At 56.8% G+C, this 23,414-nt stretch carries 15 protein-coding genes; 10 read left to right on the top strand and 5 right to left on the bottom strand.

Going from position 1 to position 23,414, the window contains the following annotated elements; all coding sequences use genetic code 11:
- Positions 1-78 precede the first annotated feature (78 nt).
- From araA to Q4G72_RS07630, 7 genes are all read left to right on the top strand, one after another.
- A complete protein-coding gene (gene araA / locus Q4G72_RS07660; RefSeq protein ID WP_303310829.1) occupies positions 79-1,569 on the top strand; it encodes an L-arabinose isomerase in 1,491 nt (496 codons plus the stop codon).
- A gap of 121 nt (positions 1,570-1,690) precedes the next feature.
- Positions 1,691-3,394 (top strand): sodium:solute symporter family transporter, encoded by a 1,704-nt coding sequence (locus Q4G72_RS07655; RefSeq protein ID WP_303310828.1) that lies wholly within the window; start codon positions 1,691-1,693, stop codon positions 3,392-3,394.
- Positions 3,395-3,673: 279 nt separating this feature from the next.
- Entirely contained in the window at positions 3,674-5,527 is a 1,854-nt protein-coding gene (locus Q4G72_RS07650) for an NPCBM/NEW2 domain-containing protein (protein WP_303310827.1), read from the top strand.
- 44 nt (positions 5,528-5,571) lie between these two features.
- On the top strand, positions 5,572-7,623 hold the full coding sequence (locus Q4G72_RS07645) for a glycoside hydrolase family 127 protein (protein WP_303310826.1): 2,052 nt from the start codon (positions 5,572-5,574) through the stop codon (positions 7,621-7,623).
- A 135-nt stretch (positions 7,624-7,758) separates the two neighbouring features.
- Positions 7,759-8,931: a PAS domain-containing sensor histidine kinase gene (locus Q4G72_RS07640; RefSeq protein WP_303310825.1), complete on the top strand. Its 1,173-nt coding sequence runs from the start codon at positions 7,759-7,761 to the stop codon at positions 8,929-8,931.
- Between the two features lie 143 nt (positions 8,932-9,074).
- Positions 9,075-10,355: a hemolysin family protein gene (locus Q4G72_RS07635; RefSeq protein WP_303310824.1), complete on the top strand. Its 1,281-nt coding sequence runs from the start codon at positions 9,075-9,077 to the stop codon at positions 10,353-10,355.
- Positions 10,356-10,539: 184 nt separating this feature from the next.
- On the top strand, positions 10,540-10,944 hold the full coding sequence (locus tag Q4G72_RS07630) for a hypothetical protein (RefSeq protein ID WP_303310823.1): 405 nt from the start codon (positions 10,540-10,542) through the stop codon (positions 10,942-10,944).
- A 78-nt stretch (positions 10,945-11,022) separates the two neighbouring features.
- Here the strand turns inward: Q4G72_RS07630 and aspA are convergent, their stop codons facing one another.
- The gene (gene aspA / locus Q4G72_RS07625) at positions 11,023-12,429 is read right to left on the bottom strand and encodes an aspartate ammonia-lyase (RefSeq protein ID WP_303310822.1); all 1,407 of its coding nucleotides are present in this window, start codon (positions 12,427-12,429) and stop codon (positions 11,023-11,025) included.
- A 347-nt stretch (positions 12,430-12,776) separates the two neighbouring features.
- On the opposite strand from aspA, the gene Q4G72_RS07620 reads away from it, so the two are divergent.
- Together Q4G72_RS07620 and Q4G72_RS07615 are read left to right on the top strand one after the other, a co-directional pair.
- Positions 12,777-13,769 (top strand): YitT family protein, encoded by a 993-nt coding sequence (locus tag Q4G72_RS07620; RefSeq protein ID WP_303310821.1) that lies wholly within the window; start codon positions 12,777-12,779, stop codon positions 13,767-13,769.
- A gap of 67 nt (positions 13,770-13,836) precedes the next feature.
- On the top strand, positions 13,837-16,881 hold the full coding sequence (locus tag Q4G72_RS07615; RefSeq protein ID WP_303310820.1) for a cyclic nucleotide-binding domain-containing protein: 3,045 nt from the start codon (positions 13,837-13,839) through the stop codon (positions 16,879-16,881).
- Between the two features lie 25 nt (positions 16,882-16,906).
- Here Q4G72_RS07615 and Q4G72_RS07610 read toward each other — a convergent pair whose 3' ends face one another.
- The 3 genes from Q4G72_RS07610 to Q4G72_RS07600 are packed head-to-tail and all read right to left on the bottom strand — an operon-like array spanning position 16,907 to position 20,578.
- Complete coding sequence (locus Q4G72_RS07610; RefSeq protein WP_303310819.1) at positions 16,907-17,953, bottom strand: adenylate/guanylate cyclase domain-containing protein; 1,047 nt, start codon at positions 17,951-17,953, stop codon at positions 16,907-16,909.
- A gap of 10 nt (positions 17,954-17,963) precedes the next feature.
- Positions 17,964-18,353: a response regulator gene (locus Q4G72_RS07605; RefSeq protein WP_303310818.1), complete on the bottom strand. Its 390-nt coding sequence runs from the start codon at positions 18,351-18,353 to the stop codon at positions 17,964-17,966.
- Positions 18,350-20,578 (bottom strand): sensor histidine kinase, encoded by a 2,229-nt coding sequence (locus Q4G72_RS07600; RefSeq protein WP_303310817.1) that lies wholly within the window; start codon positions 20,576-20,578, stop codon positions 18,350-18,352. The genes Q4G72_RS07605 and Q4G72_RS07600 overlap by 4 nt, the downstream gene beginning before the upstream one ends.
- A 319-nt stretch (positions 20,579-20,897) precedes the next feature.
- On the opposite strand from Q4G72_RS07600, the gene Q4G72_RS07595 reads away from it, so the two are divergent.
- Positions 20,898-22,376 carry a sensor histidine kinase gene (locus Q4G72_RS07595; protein ID WP_303310816.1) on the top strand — a complete coding sequence of 493 codons (1,479 nt, stop codon included), beginning with the start codon at positions 20,898-20,900 and terminating at the stop codon, positions 22,374-22,376.
- A 65-nt stretch (positions 22,377-22,441) separates the two neighbouring features.
- Here the strand turns inward: Q4G72_RS07595 and Q4G72_RS07590 are convergent, their stop codons facing one another.
- Entirely contained in the window at positions 22,442-23,359 is a 918-nt protein-coding gene (locus tag Q4G72_RS07590) for a DUF6929 family protein (protein WP_303310815.1), read from the bottom strand.
- Positions 23,360-23,414 lie beyond the last annotated feature (55 nt).

Raw genomic sequence — 23,414 nt, 5'->3', positions numbered from 1 at the left:
GCAGTAATCCAATCAGTCCACGACGCGAGCGAGATGCTTTGGCAAGCTCCGCAAGACGTTCTTTTCGCCTTTCCTCCCATGATTGACATCTCCCACTACGAAGTCTGGTTTATCACCGGCAGCCAGCACCTCTACGGCCCCGAAACCCTGGAGCAGGTAGCGCAGCACTCCCAGCAGATTGCCACAGCCTTGGGTCAGGCCCTGCCCATTACGGTGGTGTATAAGCCCGTTCTCACCGGCCCCGATGGTATTACCAAGCTGGTGCAGGAAGCCAACACTACGCCTAACTGCGTGGGCCTGGTAGCCTGGATGCACACTTTCTCGCCGGCCAAAATGTGGATCAATGGCCTGAAGATTCTACAGAAGCCGCTGGCCCACCTGCACACGCAGTTCAACCGCGACATTCCGTGGGGCGACATCGATATGGACTTCATGAACACCAATCAATCGGCGCACGGCGACCGGGAGTTTGGCTTTATTGGGGCCCGTTTGAAGCTAAAGCGCAAAGTGGTGGTGGGCCATTGGCAGAGCGCTGATGTGCAGGAGCGCCTGAGCATCTGGTCCCGTGCGGCCTGCGCCTGGGCCGACTGGCAGGGTGCCCGCATTGTGCGCTTTGGTGACAACATGCGCTACGTGGCCGTAACCGAGGGTGACAAGGTAGAAGCCGAGTTGAAGTTTGGCTACTCCGTGAACACCTACGGCATCGGTGACCTGGTAGCAGTGATTAACGCCGTGAGCGACGAGCAGGTGAAGGAGCTGCTGGCTACCTATGAGCAGGAATACGAGCTGGGCGATTCGCTGAAAGATGGTGGGAGCCAGCGTCAGTCATTGTATGAGGCGGCCAAAATTGAGATGGGCATGCGCCGCTTCCTGCAGGATACCAAAGCCATTGGCTTTACCGATACCTTCGAGGATCTGCACGGCATGGCGCAGCTGCCCGGTATTGCTACCCAGCGCCTGATGGCGGAGGGCTACGGCTTTGGCGGCGAAGGTGACTGGAAGACTTCTGCCCTGGTGCGCGCTATGAAGGTGATGGGTGCCGGTCTGCCCGGCGGCAACTCCTTTATGGAAGACTACACCTACCACTTCCAGCCCGGCAACGAGCAGGTGCTCGGCTCCCACATGCTGGAAATCTGCCCCACCATTGCCGAGGGCAAAGCCAAAGTGGAAGTGCATCCGCTGGGCATTGGCGGCAAGGCCGATCCGGCCCGTCTGGTGTTCAACTGCCCTGCCGGCCCGGCCCTGAATGCTACCATCGTAGACCTGGGGCACCGCTTCCGGCTGGTAGTAAACGAGGTGGAAGCAGTGGCCCCCGAGCAGGATTTGCCCAAGCTGCCCGTAGCCCGCGTGCTGTGGAAAGTAAAGCCCAGCCTGAGCGTGGGTGCGGCCGCCTGGATTCACGCCGGCGGAGCCCACCACACCGGTTACAGCCAGAACCTGACGGCGGAGTACTTGGAGGATTTCGCTGAAATGGCCGGTATCGAGTACCTCATCATCGACGACGAAACCAGGCTGCGCACCTTCAAAAACGAGCTGCGCTACAACGAGGTAGCCTTCAGCCAGCGCTAGGAAATGGCTGAAATCCAACAAGCTTCATAAATTCTCATTTTCGGGGTATGATTATTCTTTTGAAAAGGTATTCTACCCTTATCTTTTGCCACGCTAATCTTTTCGACCTCCCACCCCTCGCATGAAAAACGCCTTTAATACGCTAGACCTAGCGGTTTTTCTATTTTACCTGATAGGAGTATCGGCCTATGGCTTTTACGTCTATAAGCGCAAGCAAAAGGCGCAGATGGACACGAAGGACTACTTCCTGGCCGAAGGCTCGCTGACGTGGTGGGCTATTGGTGCTTCCATGATTGCCTCCAACATTTCCGCCGAGCAATTCATCGGGATGTCGGGCAACGGGTTTCAGGTGGGTATTGCGGTAGCGGCCTATGAGTGGGTGGCGGCTATTGTGCTCATTATTGTGGCCGTGTTCTTCATGCCGATTTACCTGAAGCAGAAGATCTACACCATGCCGCAGTTTCTGGAGCAGCGCTACAACTCTGCTCTGAGCCTGATTATGAGTATTTTCTGGCTGTTCCTGTATGTACTGGTTAACCTGACTTCCATTCTCTACCTCGGGGCGCTGGCCATCAGCAACCTGATTGGCGGCGGGGAAAGCTTCCACCTGATTATGGTGGCCCTGGCCGTGTTTGCCCTCATAATTACCCTGGGCGGTATGAAAGTGGTAGGCTACACCGACGTTATTCAGGTAACGGTACTTATCATTGGTGGTCTGGCCACTACGTATCTGGCGCTGACCTTGGTAAGTCAGCGGTTCGGTCTGGGGCATGATGCACTGGCGGGTTTCAATGCCATGATGCACGATGCCGGGGACCACTTCCACATGATATTTGAAAAGCCAACAGCAGCCTCCCCGCAGGTCGATATTAACAAGTACCTCATGGTGCCTGGCATAGCCATGTACGCGGCCGGCCAGTGGATTGTAAACCTGAACTACTGGGGCTGCAACCAGTACATTACGCAGCGCGCCCTGGGCGCCGACCTCAAAACGGCTCGTACGGGTATCCTGTTTGCGGGCTTCCTGAAGCTTCTGATGCCGGTAATTGTAATGCTGCCCGGTATTGCGGCTTACGTGCTGCATAAGAACGGCGGCCTGCAGGCTGAAATGAACTCTACGGGCGCTTTCAACGCCGACAATGCCTACTCGGCCATTCTGACCTTCCTGCCTAATGGCCTGAAAGGCTTGTCACTGGCCGCGCTAACGGCCGCCATCGTGGCCTCTCTGGCCGGCAAAGCCAACTCTATTTCCACCATCTTCACCCTGGACATCTACAAGCGCTACCTGCGCCCGGAGTCGGATGAAAAGAAACTGGTATGGATAGGCCGCGTGACGGTTTTCGCCGCTATGGCGCTGGCTATCATGCTGACCTGGAAAGACCTGTTGGGTATTGGCGGTGAAGGTGGCTTCACCTACATTCAGAAGTACACCGGCTATATCTCCCCCGGTATTGTGGCCGTGTTTATTCTGGGCTTGTTCTGGAAGCGCACCACGGCGCAGGCTGGCATTGCTGGTATCCTGTCGGGCTTCATTCTTTCGGTGTTCTTCAGCAAGTTTGCCCCCTTGCTATTCGGGAATGAAACCTGGTTTTACACGGCCTTCCCCAATGCCAGCGGCGAGTATGAAATTCCCTTCCTCATCTGCATGGGCCTCTCCTTTGCCTTCACGTTTTTGCTGATGATTGTCATGAGCCTGGCGGGGCCAAGAGTTAACCCTAAGGCCATTCCCGTGGATTCCAGCATGTTCAAGGTAAGCCCCAGCACCTTGGCAATGATTGTTATCACGCTACTGATTATTACGGCGCTGTACGTTAAGTTCTGGTAAAGAAAAAAGCAGGGCGGTTCACTTCCGCCCTGCTTTTAGCACCGTTACACAATCGGTTGTGTTAAAATACAAGAGGGTAAGAATCGATTTCTGAGTGAGTTAAAAAAGTAGAGCAAGAAAGAGTGAGTGAGGAAAAAGAGCGGGTGCTAACTGCTGGGCAGTAGAACTAGAGGTAAGGGACTGGGACTACATGCTGGGCGCAGTTCTGCACTCGCTCTTTCATTTTCGCTACTGATTCACCGTCAAAATTCTCTGAAGATGCGCCGCCTATATTCCCGAATGCTTCTAAGGGTATTGGCTCTGGGCCTGGCCAGCAGTGCCTGCGCCCCTAAAGCAGTACCCAGCAGTTCCGCTCCTGCCAAGGCCGATTTCCACCAGTGGGCCTCTACCCCACCTATGGGCTGGAACAGTTGGGACTGCTACGGACCCACCGTAACGGAAGCCGAGGTAAAAGCCAATGCCGACTACATGGCCCGGCATCTGCGCCCATCTGGCTGGGAGTACGTGGTAGTGGATATCCGCTGGTACGTAGGTAACGACACCGCCCACGGCTATAATGACAAAGACCCCGCTTTCTCCATTGACGAGTACGGCCGCTTTGTGCCGGCCGTGAATCGGTTTCCATCCGCCGCCGACGGAAAAGGCTTCCGGCCCCTGGCCGACTACATGCACGCCAAGGGCCTGAAATTCGGGATTCACATCATGCGCGGCGTGCCCGTGGTGGCCGTACAGCGCAGGCTGCCCATCCTGGGCACCACAGTAACCGCGGCCGATATCTACTCCCCGGAAGGGCAAGCCGGTTGGCTGCATGATATGTATACCGTGGTAGCCGGACGGCCCGGCGCACAGGAGTACTATAACTCTTTGTTTCAAATGTATGCCTCCTGGGGCGTTGATTTTGTGAAGGTGGATGATCTTTCTTCCCCCTACCATAAGGCCGAGGTAGAAATGATTCGTAAGGCCATAGACCTTGCCGGCCGTCAGATAGTGCTGAGCACCTCTCCAGGCGAAACACCCATTGCGGAGGCGCAGCACGTGCAGGACCACGCCAATATGTGGCGCACGGTGGGCGACTTTTGGGACAGTTGGGAGCAATTGAAGGAGCACTTTGAAGTGTGCAACCGCTGGGCGCCTTTTATCCGCGCAGGCGCTTACCCCGATGCGGATATGCTGCCGCTGGGCCGCCTGGGCATCCGGGCCGAGCGGGGCGACGACCGGATGACGCGCTTTACCCGCGACGAGCAGTACACGCTGATGAGCTTATGGAGTATTTTCCGTTCGCCACTGATGTTTGGTGGGGATTTACCCAGCAACGACGCCTTCACCCTTTCCCTACTGACCAACCAGGAAGTGCTGGCCGTTAACCGCCACAGCACCAACAACCGGCAGCTTTTCCGCCAGGACAACCTCATTGCCTGGACCGCCGACGACCCGGCCACCGGTGATAAGTTTCTGGCTTTGTTCAACGCGCAGGACCAGGAGCTGGCCCCCGCCAGTGAAGCCGCCTGGGCCGGCAGCCTCCTCACTCGCCAGACGCTGGGCCAAAGCCAACCGGTGGATGTGGATATAACCGGCGCGACTAAGCTATACCTGAACGTGCGCGACGGCGGCGACGATATTGCCTGGGACCACGCCGACTGGCTGAATCCGGTGCTCCGCAACGGCAGCAAAACTATTTCTCTAAGCTCCATTTCCTGGAAAGCCGCCTCGGCGGGCTGGGGCCAGGTTACGGCCAACAAAAGCGTATCGGGGGCCGATCTGCTGGTGGCGGGCAAGCGCTACGAGCAGGGCATTGGCACCCACGCCAACTCCATGATTGAGTTTGATTTGCCCGCCGGCTTTACCCGCTTTCAGGCTACCGCCGGGCTGGACAATGCCGGTGCCGCCCAGAATACCGGCGGCACCTTGCAATTCCTGGTCTTCACCAAGAACCCCTACCGGCCCATGCCTGTTGACTCAGCCCGCATTCCCGTGACAATGAAGCAGCTCGGGCTCAGCGGCCCCTGCACCGTGCGCGACTTATGGACGGGGAAGAACCAGGAAGTAGTTACCGATGAGTTTGCCCCTTTTGTGCGCCGGCATGGGGCCCGGCTGTACCGGATATCCAAGCGTGGAACAGCGGCGTCTCAGTAAGCCGCTGCATCAATAAGAACTGCTGGTTTTCTCTCTTCTAGCTTATGAAACGCATCCTATCTTCTCTCCTTATAGCCGGGCTGCTTAGTGCGCCGGTGCTGGCCCAGTCCGTTAAACGTTCGGATTATCCCATTCAGGCGGTATCGTTTACCCAGGTGAAGCTGGCCGATAACTTCTGGCTGCCCCGGCTGAAGACCAATACTGACGTAACGATTCCGGCTTCGTTTCAGCGCTGTGAGTCCACTAACCGGGTAAAGAACTTTGAGATGGCGGCAGCCCGAACGGGTAAGTTTGCCACCATCTTTCCCTTCGATGATACCGACATCTACAAGACCATTGAGGGCGCTTCGTACTCACTGAAGCTCTACCCCGACGAAAAGCTGGACGGGTACATGGACGAGCTGATTAAGAAAGTGGCCGCGGCCCAGGAGCCCGATGGCTACCTATACACGGCCCGTACTATCGATCCGGCCCATCCGCACCCGTGGTCGGGGCCGGAACGTTGGGTGAATGAGCGGGAAATGAGCCATGAGCTCTACAATTCAGGTCACCTCTATGAAGCAGCCGTGGCGCACTACGAAGCCACCGGCAAGAAAAGCCTGCTCAACATTGCCCTAAAAAATGCTGACCTCGTCTGCTCCGTATTCGGGCCCGGCAAGCGCGGCGTAGCGCCCGGCCACGAAATTGTAGAAATGGGCCTGGTGAAGTTGTACCGCGTAACGGGTAAGCCGGAGTACCTAAGCACCGCCAAGTTCTTTATTGAGGAGCGCGGCAAGTACAAAGGCTACGACCCCAAAAGCCCCGACCCGTTCCGCAATGGCTCCTACTGGCAGGACGCCAAGCCCGTGGTAGACCAAAAGGAAGCCGAGGGCCACGCCGTGCGCGCCGAGTACCTGTACTCGGCTATGGCCGATGTGGCTGCCCTCACCGGCGACCAGAAACTGCTGGCGGCCGTGGATACCATCTGGCAGAACATGGTGAGCAGGAAAATCTACGTCACGGGTGGCACGGGCGCTATTCCGGGCGGTGAGCGGTTTGGCGGCAACTACGAGCTGCCCAACGCCACGGCCTACAACGAAACCTGCGCCGCAGTGGCCAACGTGTACTGGAACCAGCGCATGTTCCTGCTGCACGGCGACTCCAAGTATGTGGATGTGCTGGAAAAAGTGCTCTACAACGGGCTGATTTCGGGCGTGGGGCTGGATGGCAAATCGTTCTTCTACAGCAACGCCATGCAGATTAAAAACAGCGCCAGCTTCCCGCAAACCGAGCCGGTCCGCGCGGGTTGGTTTGATTGCAGCTGCTGCCCCACCAACATGGCACGCCTCATGCCTTCCCTGCCCGGCTATGTGTATGCCCAGAAAGGCCACGACGTGTACGCCAATCTGTTCATCAGCGGCACTACGGACCTGAAGGTGAATAAGAAGAACGTGCGCATCACGCAGCAAAACAATTACCCCTGGCAGGGCAACCTGAAATTCACGGTGACTCCCGCTACCGCTATGGATTTCAACCTGTTGGTGCGCCTGCCTGGCTGGGCCCGGAACGAGGCCCTGCCCTCGGATTTGTACCGTTTTGCTACGCCCTCGGAGCAGAAAGTAAGCATCAGCGTGAACGGTCAGCCCGTAACGTATTCCACGCGCCAGGGCTATGCCGTGCTGGCCCGTAAATGGCGCAAAAATGATGTGGTGGAAGTGAAGCTGCCCATGGAAGTACGCCAGGTAGTGGCGCACCCCAGCGTGCAGGACAACCTGGGCAAAGTAGCCCTGCAGCGGGGTCCGGTAGTATACTGCGCCGAGTGGAAAGACAATGGCGGCAAAGCCAGCAACATCATGGTGCCGGCGGCTACCACCTTCACCAGCGCCTATCAGCCAGAGATATTAAATGGCATTATGCAGCTGACGGCCACCGTGCCCGTGGTGCTGGTAGATGCCGCCAATAACTCCATCAGCACCACCCGCCAGACCATGACGGCCATTCCTTATTATGCCTGGGCAAACCGCGGCAAAGGCGAAATGACGGTGTGGTTTCCCCAGAAGCTTACCGATGTGGACCTGATTTCGCGCAAGGCGCCGGAAGTAACCGTGGGTAAGTAGTCTGCTTGATTAACCGCGCTCAGGCTTATGCCCTGCCTGGGCGCTAGAACCAACCTTTTGCTTCCCGCCTGGCATGCGAAGCAGGAGGCTGGTTTGATTTCCGGCGTTTCCGGCGGCGGTGCGTATAGCCCAGTCATGAGTAAGGCCGATGATGAGCTGTTGCCCGAACTGGACCTGCGCCTGACGGAAGAAAACCTGGAAGACCTTTATGAGCACGCCCCCTGCGGCTATTGCTCCTGCCTGCCCGATGGCACGCTGGTAAAGCTGAACCACACACTGCTGCAATGGTTGGGCTACAGCCGCCAGGAGGTAGTAGCCCGCTATACCCTGCAGGAGTTACTTACTGCCGAGGGGCGGCAGAATTATGAAACCCACTGTCTGCCTTTGCTGCTGCAACACGGCCAGCTAAAGGAAATCAGCAATACCCTGCAGCTAAAAGACGGCGCTACCTTACCGGTGCTGCTGAATGCTGTGCTGCTGCATGATGCCACGGGCCAGCCACTGGTAGTGCGCGTTACGCTGTTTGATATTACCGGCCGGCACCAGTATGAGCAGGAGCTATTGCGCGCCAGGGCCCAGGCGGAGGAGCAGGCCGAGCAGCTCCGCGCCCAGAATGAGCAGCTCACCCGGATTAATGCCGACCTGGACAATTTCGTATACACGGCCTCCCACGATTTAAAGCAGCCGGTGCACAACATGGCCGGGCTCTTTGAGGAGTTTAAGCGCAGCACCACCTTCCATGACCCCGCAGCTGCCCATATGGCGGCCATGTTTACCGAGGCCCTGCATCAAATTCTCACAACCATTGATGGGCTGACGGAAATTGTGCAGGAGGAAAGAAAGCTGGAGCAGGCCCCGGTAGAGGCCGTAGAGTTGCAACCCTTCACCGAGGAAATTATCCGGAGCCTGCTGCCACGAAGGGAGCAGGCAGAAGCCCGGTTCTCCCTGAACTTTGTGGCGGTTCCTGCCCTGCGCATAGCGCGCCATAGTCTGCACAGCATGCTGTACAATTTGCTGAATAATGCGCTGCTGTACACTGAGCCTGGCCGGCCGCCGCACATCACCGTGAACACCACGCAGCAGAATGGCATGGTCGTGCTGAGCGTGCAGGACAATGGCCGCGGTATCGACCTAAAACGCTACCGGGGAAAGATGTTTCAGCTCTTCCGCCGCTTTCACCCGGAGGTAGCCGGCACGGGCATGGGCCTGTATCTGGTTAACCGCCTGGTGTACCAGGCCGGCGGGCGCATTGAGGTAGAAAGTGAAGTAGGCCAGGGCACTACCTTTCGGCTGTATCTGCCCCGGTAGCTCCGCTCCTACAGCTTCCTTTCTGCTTAAGTGCTGAGGCTCATTCGGTTTCTGTTGTGTAAGCCGAGTCACTGCTTACTAGCCTTGTTCCATAACCTGTTTTTAGGGCGGATGCGTATTCCCTGATTATGCCCTTCTGACTCATGGAGATACTGATTATTCTGCTGCTGGTCGTGCTCAATGGGGTGTTTTCGATGTCGGAAATTGCCCTTATATCTTCCCGTAAGTCGAAGCTGGAAGCGGAGGCCAAGCAGGGCAGCCACCCCGCCCAGGTAGCGCTGGCCCTGGCCCACGCCCCCACTCGTTTTCTTTCCACCGTTCAGATCGGCATTACGCTGATCAGTATTCTGACCGGGGTATTCAGCGGGGCCGCCCTCACCACCCAGCTCCAAGGATATCTGATCCAAATACCGGGCCTGCAGGCCTACAGTGAGCCTATTGCCGTAACGCTCATGGTCATTTTTACTACTTATCTATCGGTAGTGATTGGAGAGCTGCTGCCCAAGCGCATTGGCCTCACCAACCCGGAGCGCATTATTAAGTTCATGGCAGCGCCTATGGCGCTGCTTTCCCGCCTTACTTCCCCGTTCATCTGGCTGCTCACCGTTTCCAGCGACTTTCTCATTAAGCTCATGGGCATTAAGCCTCAGGAGAGCCCCGTAACGGAAGAAGAAATTAAGGCCCTGGTGAGAGAAGGCGCTTCCGAAGGCACTATTCAGGAAATTGAACACGACATCGTGCGCAACGTCTTCAGCCTGGGCGACCGGCGCGTGGGCTCCCTCATGACCTCCCGCCACGATATTGTGTGGCTGGATCTGGAAGATAATGTGGATACCACCCGGCAAACCATCCTGGAGCACAAGCAATCTGCCTATCCTCTGTGCCAGGGTGGTCTGGATGAGGTTGTGGGCATGGTGTACTTAAAAGACCTGGTAGGCGAACAGCTGGACCAGCAGCTACAAAACATGGCGGCCCTCAAGCGGGAGGCGCTTTTCCTGCCCGCCACCAGCAAAGCGTATCACGCCCTGGAGCTGTTTAGGGAGCGGCGCGTGCACCAGGGCATTGTGGTAGATGAGTTTGGCGGTGTGGTGGGAATGGTTACCATTGATGATATCCTGGATGCGCTGGTGGGGGACGTATCCCCGGATACGGAAGGGGAGCCAGCCATAGTGGCCCGCGAAGACGGCACTTTCCTCATTGATGCGGCCCTGCCCTTTGTGGAATTTGCCGACCGGTTTCACATTCCGCATGCCCAGCGGCGCGGCCTGGGCAGTTTTCACACTTTGGGAGGCTTTGCCCTCCACCTGCTGAATGTGCTGCCGCGGGCCGGAGAGAAGTTTACGTGGGAAGGGCATTATTTTGAAATCATTGATGTGGACCGCAGCCACATCGACAAAATTCTGTTCCGGCCTAGCGCCACTTAAGGGCCTGCCAGGTGCTGGCTTCTTGCCTGTTATCTAGGGAGCGAAACCCAAACCAGCCTTTTCTTGCCAGCTACATCCGTCAGCCCAACATTCTGTACGTCTTTACCGGATAACCCTACTGCCGCCGGGCCGTTACGGTAATAAGTCATCGGTCTTCACTTTCGGCCAAAAAAAATCTGCTATCATGGAAAAAAAAGAGGTTCAAAACCAAGTGCATTTAGATGCCGCTACAGCCCTGCTGAACGGCAACCTGCAGGAAGAAGCTTCCCGCGCGGGACTCGATAACACTTTCCAGCGCTGGATTCAGGACCTGAAAGATGCCGACAACCCCGAGCTACACCAGTTAGTGGTGGATATGCAGGAGCTAAAAGCCCACTTCGGCTCCGGTACCCTGGATAAGAATGTTATCAGCCGTTTGCTCCAGCGCCTAGGCGAAAACACGTTGAAAGCCGCCATTTTTTCGGAAGGCAACACCCGGCCCCGCGTAGAGCAGTTAGGGGAAGCGCTGCTGGCCGCGGCCAAGCAGGTGCAAAGCCCCGGCACCAACGCCGAGCAGGATCTGCAGAATGCGAATCGCGAAGCCCAGTAAAGCTTCTCGCTGTTTAACACCAAAAAGCCCGGCGCTACAACTGTAGCGCCGGGCTTTTTACTGGCGGTTAACTGCCAGCTATTGAATGAAGCCGGGCCGGATCAAATTCTCAAACGTGAATATCTCATCCCATTTAGCCTGAGTCAGCAGTTGGCGCTCTGTTACGGCAATCTGGTAAACCGATTTTCCTGTCAGCAGGGCTTCCTTCGCAATTTCAGCGGAGGTTTCGTAGCCCAGCACCGGGTTTAGCTGCGTCACAATGCCAATACTGTTACGCACCAAATCTTCGGCGTGCTTCGCATTGGCCGTAATTCCTACCACGCACTTTTCGCGCAGGGTATGGCAGGCGTTGGTCATGTAGGAAATTGAGGTGAACAGAGCAAAGCTGATAACCGGCTCCATCACATTCAGCTGCAGCTGTCCGGCCTCGGCCGCCATGGTTACCGTTAAGTCGGCCCCGATAACGTAAAAAGCCGTCTGGTTCACTACCTCGGGCACTACCGGGTTTACTTTGCCCGGCATAATGCTGGAGCCGGGCTGCAGCGGCGGCAGGTTAATCTCAAACAAGCCCGTGCGGGGCCCCGACGACAGCAGGCGCAAATCGTTGCAGATTTTGGAGAGCTTTACCGCCGTGCGCTTCAGCACGCCGGAGAGCTGCACGTAGGCACCGGTATCATAGGTGGCCTCAAATAAGTCGCCGGCCAGGCTTAGGTCCAGCCCCGTGATGGTGCGCAAATGCTGCGTGACCAGTTCGGCATAGCCTTTAGGCGCATTAACGCCGGTGCCAATGGCCGTGGCCCCCATATTAATTTCGCTGATGAGGCGGCGGCTGTCCTCAATGCGCAGCAACTCTTCCCGCAGGTTAGTGGCAAAGGCATGAAATTCGTCGCCCATGCTCATGGGCACGGCATCCTGCAGTTGCGTGCGCCCCATTTTCAGCACATTACGGAACTCCTCGCCTTTTGCGTGAAAAGCATCGGCCAGCTCCCCCAACGCCTTACTATATCCGACCAGCTTATTACTGAGGGCAATGCGAAAAGCCGTAGGATAGGCATCGTTGGTGGACTGCGAGAAGTTGACGTGGTTGTTGGGGTGGCAGAACTCGTACTCCCCCTTCTGCTTACCCAGCAGTTCCAGCGCTACATTGGCAATTACCTCGTTGGCATTCATGTTCACGGAGGTGCCTGCCCCGCCCTGAATCATATCCGTCAGAAACTGGTCGTCAAACTCGCCCGCCGCTACTCGGTCACACGCTTTTACGATGGCTTCCGCAAGTGGGGCTTCCAGCACCCCCAAATCCCGGTTGGCCAGGGCCGCGCCTTTCTTTACGTAGGCCAGCGCCTGCACAAACAGTGGCTCCACTTTTAGTGGGATGCCCGTGATGTGGAAGTTTTCAATAGCGCGTAGTGTCTGAATGCCATAATATGCATCGGCGGGAATGGCCCGTTCACCCAGAAAGTCGTGTTCAAGTCGGGAGGTTTGCATTCGATACTGTTGAGGTTTGGTGCTTATTGTACGGAAAGCCAGGTAGAAGGGAGGAAGTGTTTTTAACCAAGGGCACCACCGAATCTTTTTCCCTACTTCGGATATTTTATTTATATTTTTACTTTCCATATAAAATAAAAAAGAAGCAGATAGAAGGCCAGTCTGGGGCTGGCCTAGTGTGTAGGAAACAGATGGGGCGCTGGCAATGCAGCCGGCGCGGTTCTTCTTCTGCAGTGCGGCGGCTGTTTCTGGCCAGTAAGCACTGCTTGTGCATGGCAGCAAAGGCAGTTCTTCCCTTTTTCAGCAGACTGCGCTGAGAGCAATAGCTCCGTCACTTATCCTGGTTGATGATGCTGATTGACCCGTTTATTCCGCTACGCCTGCGGACCAGAAAGCAGGGCCGGCACCTGGTAGCAGTGCCCCCTGCCCTAACGGCCGCCGCTACGGCGCCAGACTACCGGCTCCTGTACCGGTTGTCGCACCGCTGGGCGCGGCGTGCGCTGCAGCACGGACTTTTGCTACTGGCCGGCATCTTTTCGGCGGCTTTTGGGCTGAAAGCTTTCCTGCTGCCCAATGGCTTTATTGATGGTGGCGTCACGGGTATTTCCCTGCTGGCCAGCCAGGTCACGGGGGTTTCCCTGTCCGTGCTGATTGTGGTCATCAACATTCCCTTCATCATCCTGGGCTATTATCAGCTGGGGCGGAAATTTGCGCTGAAAACCCTGCTGACGATTGTAGCGCTGGCGGGCACTCTGCTCATAGTATCATTCCCACCCATTACGCAGGACAAACTGCTGATTGCCGTGTTCGGGGGCTTTTTCCTTGGCGCAGGTGTAGGGCTGGCTATGCGCGGGGGCGGTGTGCTGGACGGCACCGAAATTCTGGCCGTCTACATCAGCAAAAAGCTCCCCAGCTCCATCGGCGACATTATCCTGATTATCAACATCCTGATTTTTGGGGTAGCTGCCTGGCTGCTGTCGGTAGAAACGGCCCTGTATTCCATTCTGGCCTACCTGTCGGCCGCCCGCACCGTTGATTTTGTCATTGTGGGGGTAGAGGAATACACCGGTCTCACCATCATTTCTATTCACAGCGAAGCCATCCGGCAGATGATAACGGAGAAGCTCTGCCGGGGTGTTACGGTGTATGAGTGTATCCGGGGCTTTGGCACGCACGGCCACCAGCACCTGCGCGTGGAGGCTCTGTTCACGGTCATCACACGCCTCGAGGTGATTCACCTGACGGATGAGATTCATAAGATTGATCCGCATGCATTTGTAGTGATGCAATGCGTGAGTGATACCAAAGGGGGCCTGATTAAGAAACGGCCCCTGCATTAAAGCCGGTTGCCCATGGCTGCCAAGCTCCTTTCATAGCCAGACGCTGATGGAACGTTGGAATCGACTTATGAGCGTACGTTCAGGCGAGGTGAAAACCGTCTGGCTTTTTTTCCTGCACAACTTTTTGCTGGGCGTCGGTACCATTCTCGTCTACGTAGTAGCCAACGTTATCCTGCTCGAAAACGCCCCGGAGCGCAACCTGCCTCTGGCCTATGCCGTGGGCGCGGTGGCTATGATGGGACTGGGCAAAGCCTATTCTTACTACGAGCATCATCTGCTGCTAAAACGGCTGGCGGTGCGCGTACTACTGGCCGTGGTGGTACTTACTGCGGTTATCGGGATGCTCGTCACGCTGGGGCACTCCGTGGTAGTGGCACTCATCATCATGACGGGCTACCGCCTCATTTACCTGCTCACTAACCTGGAATTCTGGGGTGTGTCGGCTGTGGTATTCAATGTACGCCAGGGCCGGCGGCTATTCAGTGTTATCAGCTCGGGTGATATGCCCGCTAAAGCCCTGGGCGCCATTCTGGCCGTATTCGTGCATCAGCACTCTGAGCTGCTGATTTTGCTACTAACGGCTTTTGCCGCCTATCTGGCGGCGCTGTATACCCAGCAGAAAACCTTCCACTCGCACGTGGTGGAAGCCAAGCCCGGCCCACTTCGCAGGCCCCGGCGGGAAGCCACGCCGCTGGTTCAGCAGTTGCTGGGCGGTAACCCGCTGGTGCTGTTTATGGGCCTGAGTATGGCCGCGCTGGCGGCTGTAGCCGCGGGCGTGGAGTTTTTTTTCTTCGTCAACGTGAAGCAGAAGCTACACGACCAAACCACGATTCTGCAGTATGTAGGTGGCGTATTGGCGGCCACCTATCTGGTAGCTATGCTTTTTAAACTGCTGCTTACTCACCGCGGGCTCGACAGGCTGGGTATGCGCTGGACGCTGCTGCTGCTGCCGCTCACCGCGCTGGTAGGCATTGGGCTGTTTGGCGGTCTGCAACTGGTGGGCACCGGTACTGCCGGGCACCTGGCATATTTCTGCGGCCTCTACCTGGCACTGGAAGTGCTGCGGCGGGCCGTGTTTGAACCCGTCTTTCTGGTGCTGTTTCAGCCCCTTACCCCGCAGGAGCGTCTGAAGGGTCATACGCTGGTGAAAGGCTTTTACGAGCCCCTGGGCATGGGATTGGCAGGCCTACTGCTGTATAGCCTGCACCGTTTGCCGGAGTTGAACGCCTGGGTGCCCTTTGTGTGGATGGGCCTGTTGCTGCTGGGGGCGCTGGTGCTCCTACAACGGACTTACGGGCAGTATCTGGAGGAGCTGAAAACGGCCGTTAGTCGTCGGTTTTCGGACCCTGCCTCCCAATCGGAGCAGCTCTCCCGCATTCAGGATGTGCCGCATACAAACAGGAACTCGCCCACCAAGCCGGCCGAGCCGGCTGCCAGCCTGGCGCCGCTCCAACCATTACACCCAAACGGCCCCGATGAAAAAACTCTTCAGGCCGATAACGTGCCATTCCGGCTCCACCAGGAACCATTTATGGCTCAAACTGCCAACCGGGACCAACCGCAACTCACTCCGGCCGATACGCAGGCGCAGCTTAGCCTAGGCGCTCTGCATACCACTCCGCAACTAGCCCACCGCCTGGCCGCCCTGGACCGAATCTGCTTTCTGCCGCCGGAACAGCAGGTAGCGCTAGTGAATGCCAGTCTGAGCAGTCCGGAGCTAATAGAAGTACGGGCCGCTATCCGGGCAGCAGGGCTGGCCCACCATCCGGTACTCACCCGGCAGTTGATTTCGCTGCTGAAGAGCAAAACCCTGCGAAGGGCTGTAACCGACAGCCTTATCGACGTAGGCGCTACGGCCCTGCCCCTGCTGCGTGAGGCCCTGAACCAGGAAACCGATTATCCGCTGGTGCGGCGCCTGACGCAGGTGTGTGCCCGGCAGGCCACGCCGGAAAGCCGTGCGCTGCTGGTAGAAATGGCCCAGCAAACCAACCTCACGCGCCGTATGGCGGCCCTGCAGGCGCTGGGCAGCTTTGCCTCGGAGGCCGGTGATACTCTGGTATTTCAACGGCTGGTACAGGAAGAAATGCGGCTGGCCCAGTTGCTGCTGCATGGCATGCTCAGCGCCAACGTAGCTTTGCGGGCCTGCCTCCGCTATGAGCTAAGCAAAGTGGCGCAGCGTCTGTTTCAGGTGCTGTTGCAGCTATATGAGCGCAAGCCCATTCTGGATGCACAGCGGGGTATAGCCCACAGCAGCCGGGAGCGGCAGGCCAATTCCCTGGAAGTGCTGGACAATCTGATTCCGCGCCCCCTGTACCAGGGCCTGCAGGCGCTGCTGGAGGTGGGCCGCCTGCAGGAAAAAGTACAGCTCTTTGATGAGCTGCTGGGGCCGGTGCAGCCGGAATCGGTGGTCCTGCTGGTGCTGGAACGGGGTGAAATGGCCTTCTCGCCCTGGACCATTAGTATGGCCCTGCGTCAGTGGAAGCCCCTTCCTGTTTCGGTGTCGCTGCTATATCCGCATTTACATTCCTCCAACAGCTTACTGCAGGAAAGCGCCTTTTCGGTACTCCGCCAGTTGCCCGAGCAACAACCGGCGGCTTACCAGCAATTGAGGCAGCAATATCCTGCCATTTCTGCTATGCTTATGAGCCATACGCCTGCCACCTCCCGCACCACCGCGCTGGAGCGCGTGCTTGTGCTGAAATGCACTACGCTGTTTTCCCAAACGCCCGAAAACGTGCTGAGCAACATTGTCCCCATCATGAAGGAAGTCACGTTTCAGGAGGGGGAAACCATCTTTTCCAAGGGCGACCTGGGCACTTCCCTGTTTATTGTATACGATGGTGAGGTGGGCATTTTCAACGGCTCGCAGCAGCTGGCTACCTTCCGGAAAGGCGACTTTTTCGGGGAGCTGGCTTTGCTGGATACCGAGCCCCGCTCTGCCTCCGCCGTGGCGCTGGGAGAGGTGGTGGCCTTCCGGCTCGATCAGGAAGACTTTTATGATGTGATGGAGGAGTGCTCCGAAGTGCTGCACAATATTCTGCGGGTATTGTGCCAGCGGCTGCGGCTGCAAAACGAAAAAATGCAGGCCTATTCTTCTCCTCATGCGGTGTAGGCAGCCCAGCCGCCCAAGCTTAGACTTAGGCCACCACCTCGTAGGTCATCACGGGCTGAGCCTTGTTTTTGAGCGTGAACTGCTGCACCGGCTGGCACTGAAACGACTCTTTCACACGCAGGTAAGTAGCCTCCGTAATGAGAATCTGGCCCGGCTGCGCCACCGACTGTAGGCGCTGGCCCACGTTTACGGCGTCGCCGATGACGGTGTAGTCCAAGCGGCGAAGCGAGGCCGAGCCGATGTTACCGGATACCACTTCCCCGGTGCTGACACCGATGGCCACATCGGGCCGGTAGTTTACGCCTTCCGGCAGGGCCTCCGGGTTATTCTGCAGCAACGTGCGCACGGAAAGCGCGGCATCAATGGCGCGGTCCAGGTGATACGCCCCCCGGAATACGGCCATTACCGCGTCGCCCATAAACTTATCAATGTAGCCGCCCTGGGCAATAATCTCCTTCACCATTTGGTCGAAGTACATGTTGAGCAGGCGCACCAGGGCATCGGCAGGCAATTGTTCGGCCAGGGTGGTAAAGCCACAGATATCGATGAAAATAACGGTGGCCTCAATGGTTTCGCTGACCAATAGCTTATTCTCAAAGCCAGGTCGCGCCATAAAGTTGATAACCGTTTCATCCACGTACATCTTCAGAATGTTGTTTTCCTGAATGGCCTGCAGCGTTTCGCGGAGCTGGCGCACGTGAGTGGCGGTTTTTTCAATGGTTACCTCCAGATCAGTGAAGTCCACGGGCTTACACACAAAGTCAAAGGCGCCGCGGTTCATGGCGGTGCGAATGTTCACCATGTCGGCGTAGGCGGAAACCATTACGGTTTTGAGAATCGGGTTGGCTGCCTGCAGCTTAGTGAGCAGGGTAAGGCCATCCATCACGGGCATATTAATGTCGCTGAGCACAATGTCGATATCTGCGTGCGTGCCCAGCGTATCCAGCGCCTGCTGACCATCGTGAGCAAACAGGAACTCGTAGGTACCCTCCCGAATTTTGCGCCGGAATTTCTGCTTGATGAGCAACTCCAGGTCGGCTTCATCATCTACCACCAAAATTTTCGTTTTCATAGCCGGGCCCTCACGTATTGTTCAGGGGAGCAAGTTTTTGTCTTAAAACGGCGAAGTCCAGCGGTTTCGACAAGAAATCGTTGGCCCCCAGCTCCATAGCCTTGGCGTAGCTTTCGGCGTCGCCATAAGCAGTAATCATCATCACCATAGGCGGCGGATTGGGGTGGTCGCGCTTAATATGGCGCAGCAGCTCCAGCCCACTCATGCCCGGCATATTGATGTCGGACAAAATCAGGACGACTTCTGAATAGTGCTCCTCCTGCTCCAGATAGGTAATGGCCTCCTCGCCGGAAAAAGCAAAGTAGAAGGCAAATAACCCGTCACGGATTTCGCGCCGGAAGCGCTGCTCAAACAGCAGGCGCACGTCCGTTTCATCATCAACCACCAGAATCTTTCTCATACTGACAAGGACATTGCCTCCATTTGTTCATTGTTCATGGGCAGGCTTACCGTAAATTCTGTGTAGGCCCCCTCGCAGGTATCTACCGTGAGCGTGCCTTTGTGGCCTTTGGTGATGATGTCGTAGCTAAGGGACAAGCCCAGCCCGGTGCCCTCGCCCGTTGGCTTGGTGGTGAAGAAGGGTTGGAAAATCTTTTCCCGCACCGCCTCCGGAATCCCCATGCCATTGTCGCGCACCCGAATCACCACTGGTCCTTCGGCTAAATGCTGGGTAGTGAGGCAGACTTCGGGGTGGTAATCAGGCTGCCCCAGCTTCTGGCGCTGCTGCACGGCATAAAAGGCATTGTTGAATAAATTCAGCAGCACGCGCCCAATTTCCTGCGGTACCACGCTGACTAGCCCCAGGTTTTGGTCCAGATGAATGGTGAGAGTGGCGTTGAAGTCCTTGTGTTTGGCGCGCAGGCCGTGGTAAGCCAGGCGCAGGTATTCCTCGGCCAGGGCATTCAGGTCGGTGGGTTGCCGCTCGCGGCCGCTGGCCCGGCTATGCTCCAGCATGCCTTTCACAATGCTGTCGGCCCGCTGCCCATGGTAGGTAATTTTGCCCAGGTTTTGCGTGAGCTCCTCCACCAGCTCATCGGCCACCTTTTTCTCGCTTTCCGACAGCGTGTGCAGCGGCCCGTCGCGCAACTCCGTGAGCAGTTCCACGCCTACCTCCGCAAAGTTATTAACGAAGTTGAGCGGGTTCTGAATCTCGTGGGCAATACCAGCTGTCAGCTCGCCCAGAGAAGCCATTTTCTCGCTTTGAATAAGCTGGTGCTGGGCGGTTTGCAGGGTAGTGAGCGTGTGCTGCAGGGCGGCCGTGCGTTGTTGCACCTGTTGCTCCAGGGTTTCATTTTGCCGGGCCAGCAGCTCCTGTTTCTCCTGATGCTGGGCCAGCGTTTGTGCTGAGAGTCGCCGCACCTGCGCCAGCTTGATGGCCAGCAGACGACTATCCAAAGCAAAGCGGCGGGCCAGAAACAGGGATATGGCCAGCACCGGACTCAGCAGAGCCGGGAACGTAAGCAGCGTATTCAGCGGAATAAAGAATATTTCCCGCGCCAGCAATTGAGGATGGAAGTTAGCCATGTAGCTGAACGTGAGCAGCAGGACCAACGAAATAGCAAAGCCCGTGGCAATAATACCGGCGGCCCGCTTGGTCTGGCGCAGTGCCCCCAGTGTCAGGCGCAGCTGCTCGGCTGTGACCAGCACCATAAACCCAACCGTAGGATACCAGCTTAAGCTATGGCTGAAGGTGAGCAGCAGCAAGCTGAAGATATTGGTGACCCAAATGCCATAGTAGATGGGGCCTACCGGCACGTTAAACAAACTATAGAGGGCCCGCACGGCCAGTACGCCCCCGGTTTGCAGAAACACATAGGAAAGGATGTCCACGGCCACCCGCAGATCGAGGCGATGCACCTCGTCCAGAAAACCGGTGCAGCAAAAGCTTACGGCCTCCGCCAGGGTATAAAGGGCAAAATAGAAATTAGCCCGCTGGGCGGGGTTGTATATGTAGAAGGCCAGATGCAGCATACTTAGCAGCAAAAAGGCCCCAAACAGCAGCATATCCGATGTTTTGTAGGTAGCCTCCTGCTTGAAGTTTTGCATGAGCTGCGGCAATTGATGCAGGTGCGCCTCGAGAAAAACCGGCACGAAAAAGTCGCTGAGGGTGGTGAAAGGCGGCCAGGTAGCAAAGCGTACGGCAAGCACCTGCTCTTCCTCCCAGTTGGTAATGGGCAGCTCAATGGGTTGCCCGTCGGGCCAGTAGGGTACTACCCAGCCAGGATCGGGGCTGATAGTGCCGTAGCGGCGCAGCAAGCGGCCGTTAAAGTATATTTCTGAAGCAGCATATTGGAAAATACCCAGCATGAGGGCCCGGCCCTGCAGGCCGGGGGCTACCCGAAAGCGCAGCCTTAACCAGCCAATAGGGGTTTGTGCCACCTGCGGAAGCTGGTGCAGGCTCAGAGTAGGATTTAGGGGTTGCCAGTGCCGATCATCAGTTTCGGGCCGTGCCCAGCTGTTGTCATCCCCGGCGTGAAACATCCAACCCGAGTCCAGCACAATCCCGGATGCCGGCATGCTTTGCACTACCACCACCGAACGGTCAGCGGGCTGGGCTACTCCTGGGTGTATCCAGCCCGCCAGCAGTAGCAGCAAAAACACTTTTATCGGCGAAGAAAAAGGCATAGTGCTTTTAAACTCGGGGTTGAAAGCGGCCCGGCCCCATGACACATGTCAAAGAATAGCAGACCGGCTTGCCGGCCGCTTACGTGGCATGGTACACGCGGCATGCGGGCCTCTGGTTTGGTGCCGCATACAGCTCCTCTACTACAAAAGGCAGCGCGCTTTCTATAAATATAGTGTTATTAAATACGGTTTTGTTTCAAAATAATTCCCTAAACTTAACTACAACGCCGGCAAATGAGCCCTTGTAGTTAGACCGGCGGATACTCTCCCTGCCGTTGGGTGGATGCCTCTTCGCAACCCCTTGCTACTACTTCCCGCTATGCTTACACCCCATCTGCCGGCTCCGGAAAGTACTTCTTCCTCCTTCGGAGCTGGTCTGTTGCAGTATGGGCTACTTCTGTGGCATCGGCTGATTAATATTGGCCGGCAGCCCACGCTCACGGTATGGCAGCTGAAGCGCCTGCACCTGCTCAATGGTATCAGCTTTGTTACCCTTACCATTTATGCGGGCTACGTCCTTATTTTCTTTAACTCACCTGACTGGCTTACGTTCCGCATTTGTGTTTGCGGGGTTATTCTCAACCTGCCACCGTTCGTCTTCAACTACTACCGGCTGTATGATGCGGCGGCCTACTATTGTATACTGAGTGTTACGGTTTTATGCTCGTTTATTGCCGTGGCCCGCAAGTATGACGGCGTAGAGTATTTCCTGATTTCCAACAGCGTGGTACCTATGCTGTTCTTCCGCACTTTTTGGAAAATAGCCCTCCTCTTTTCCCTGAATGTGGGGGCCTATTTTGGGGTGCGTTATGCCATGAAGTTTATTAAGCCTTTTCTCTACGTTCCCAATAGCGCCTACTTCTACAATGTGAATGTGCTGCTGTTTTTTATGACGCTGTTTTTTGTGGTGTACTATTTCCGCTCGGAGAACTTCCGGCAGGAACAGTTGCTTACTCAAAAGAACAACTCCTTAGCACAGTCCCTGCATCATTTAAAAAGCACGCAGGATCAGCTTATTCAGCAGGAAAAGATGGCTTCCCTGGGAGCCCTCACCGCCGGTATTGCCCACGAGATTCAGAATCCGCTCAACTTCGTGGACAACTTTGCGGAGGTAGGCGTGGAACTGGTGCAGGAACTGCGCGAGGAACTGGCCCACGAGCCGCTTTCGGAAAAAGGCCGGCAAACCGTTTCCCTTCTTCTTCAAGACTTGCTGCAAAGCCAGAAGAAAGTAAATGAGCACGCCGACCGTGCCGGAGTCATCGTGAAGGGGATGCTGCAGCACAGCCGTTCCAGCACCGGCGAGCGGCAACCCACCGACCTGAACGCCCTGGCCGAGGAATACCTGCGCCTGGCCTACCACGGCCTGCGCGCCAAGCACAAGGATTTCAACGCCACCCTCAACACTGATTTCAACGCGCACCTGGGGTTGGTCAAGGTGGTAACCGAAGACGTTGGGCGCGTGCTGCTGAATTTATTCAACAATGCCTTTTACACCGTGCAAAAGAAGGCAAAGCAGCTACCGCCCGGTACGTATCAGCCGGCCGTATCGGTGAGTACTCAGCGGGCAGCCCAGGGGTTTATCATTCGGGTACGGGACAATGGCACCGGCATTCCGGCGGATATTATCGACAAAATTTTCAATCCTTTTTTTACCACCAAACCACCGGGCGAGGGCACCGGGCTGGGCTTGTCCCTCAGCTACGACATCATCACTAAAGGCCATGGGGGCACCCTAACGGTAGAATCAGTAGTGGATCAATACTCGGAATTTACCGTCTGGCTGCCAGAGCTTTCCTAACGAGTTTCACTGCTCCGCCTTACCTCCATCTAAGGGGTATTCCGTTACCGCGCTACTTTCCATTTTCAAACCACTACCTCTACCGTAACGGCCGTAGAGCCACCGGCGTCATCATCCGTTACCAGCAGCAGTTCATAACGCCCGGGGCCTGTACGGCGGCGCACGGCTACGCTTTCTACTTTTCCGCGGTATGGCTGGCCGCCGGGTAGCTCCAGCCGGGCCAGCGCTACGGGCAGAGGCCGCTCATTATCCTTAGTGAGTTGAAGAATGCCTACAAACGAGCCCAGTACGGCGCCGTCCAGCACGGCATCCTGCGTGTCCTCTACCGAGGCCGTGATAAAGAGCCTATCGACAAACCACGAGGCCCCGGAGAAGCCCGCCGGCTTCCCCTCAATAGCAGGCAGTTCCGCAAATTGCCGATGCACCGGGGGTAGCTGGGGCGTGTGGTGGTGCAGATAAGCCAGCGTAGCTTCCAGCGGCAACCGAAACACCAGGTTACCCGCTTCTGCTCCCACTGTGCGCTGAAATAACAGCAGCTCCGTAGCCGTAGCGGCGGCAGCTTCCAGATTTAAAACAATACCAGAGGGCAGTAGTAGGCGCAAGGCGGCGTAAAGCCCACCCAGCGCCAGCGGATATACACTGCCCGCAGCACCGGTGGTACCCGGCAAGGGCACCCAGAAGCCCTGTTCCCGTGCTGCCGTGGCACCGGACCCTAATACCAGCAGGCCTACTTCTCCCTTCGCAGTGGTCAGGGCCGTCAGGCACTCCAGGTCTAGCTTTATATCCTTGGGAATGCGGCCGGTGCTGAAATGGGCGGTTTCAAACAAAGGCACCTTCTCCCCTGCTGTCAAGGAGGAAGCCGCCAGCTGATACAGAAACGGGGAATCGTCGCCGATGACGTAGGCTACTTCCCCCAGAATCTCAATACCGGAAGCCGAGGGCAGGTTCGGCAGAGGCGTTTCCTGTAGAATAGTAGCCCGCATAGCTGGTTTCTGAGGCGCAGTGGTTTCTTTTCTTTGGACGTTGACACCCAACAGA

The sequence above is a fragment of the Hymenobacter sp. BT730 genome (assembly GCF_030542105.1).
GTDB lineage: Bacteria > Bacteroidota > Bacteroidia > Cytophagales > Hymenobacteraceae > Hymenobacter.
Note: the sequence above shows the minus strand (reverse complement) of the source record. Positions and strands in the feature narration are given on the sequence as shown.

Excerpts from the sequence above, each read along its gene's own strand:
- Q4G72_RS07615 (WP_303310820.1), top strand. The coding sequence starts at position 13,837 with ATGAGCGTACGTTCAGGCGAGGTGAAAACCGTCTGGCTTTTTTTCCTG.
- Q4G72_RS07610 (WP_303310819.1), bottom strand. The coding sequence starts at position 17,953 with ATGAAAACGAAAATTTTGGTGGTAGATGATGAAGCCGACCTGGAGTTG.
- Q4G72_RS07590 (WP_303310815.1), bottom strand. The coding sequence starts at position 23,359 with ATGCGGGCTACTATTCTACAGGAAACGCCTCTGCCGAACCTGCCCTCG.
- araA (WP_303310829.1), top strand. The coding sequence starts at position 79 with ATGATTGACATCTCCCACTACGAAGTCTGGTTTATCACCGGCAGCCAG.
- Q4G72_RS07595 (WP_303310816.1), top strand. The coding sequence starts at position 20,898 with ATGCTTACACCCCATCTGCCGGCTCCGGAAAGTACTTCTTCCTCCTTC.
- Q4G72_RS07640 (WP_303310825.1), top strand. The coding sequence starts at position 7,759 with ATGAGTAAGGCCGATGATGAGCTGTTGCCCGAACTGGACCTGCGCCTG.
- aspA (WP_303310822.1), bottom strand. The coding sequence starts at position 12,429 with ATGCAAACCTCCCGACTTGAACACGACTTTCTGGGTGAACGGGCCATT.
- Q4G72_RS07645 (WP_303310826.1), top strand. The coding sequence starts at position 5,572 with ATGAAACGCATCCTATCTTCTCTCCTTATAGCCGGGCTGCTTAGTGCG.
- Q4G72_RS07650 (WP_303310827.1), top strand. The coding sequence starts at position 3,674 with ATGCTTCTAAGGGTATTGGCTCTGGGCCTGGCCAGCAGTGCCTGCGCC.
- Q4G72_RS07600 (WP_303310817.1), bottom strand. The coding sequence starts at position 20,578 with ATGCCTTTTTCTTCGCCGATAAAAGTGTTTTTGCTGCTACTGCTGGCG.
- Q4G72_RS07620 (WP_303310821.1), top strand. The coding sequence starts at position 12,777 with ATGATGCTGATTGACCCGTTTATTCCGCTACGCCTGCGGACCAGAAAG.
- Q4G72_RS07630 (WP_303310823.1), top strand. The coding sequence starts at position 10,540 with ATGGAAAAAAAAGAGGTTCAAAACCAAGTGCATTTAGATGCCGCTACA.
- Q4G72_RS07605 (WP_303310818.1), bottom strand. The coding sequence starts at position 18,353 with ATGAGAAAGATTCTGGTGGTTGATGATGAAACGGACGTGCGCCTGCTG.
- Q4G72_RS07655 (WP_303310828.1), top strand. The coding sequence starts at position 1,691 with ATGAAAAACGCCTTTAATACGCTAGACCTAGCGGTTTTTCTATTTTAC.
- Q4G72_RS07635 (WP_303310824.1), top strand. The coding sequence starts at position 9,075 with ATGGAGATACTGATTATTCTGCTGCTGGTCGTGCTCAATGGGGTGTTT.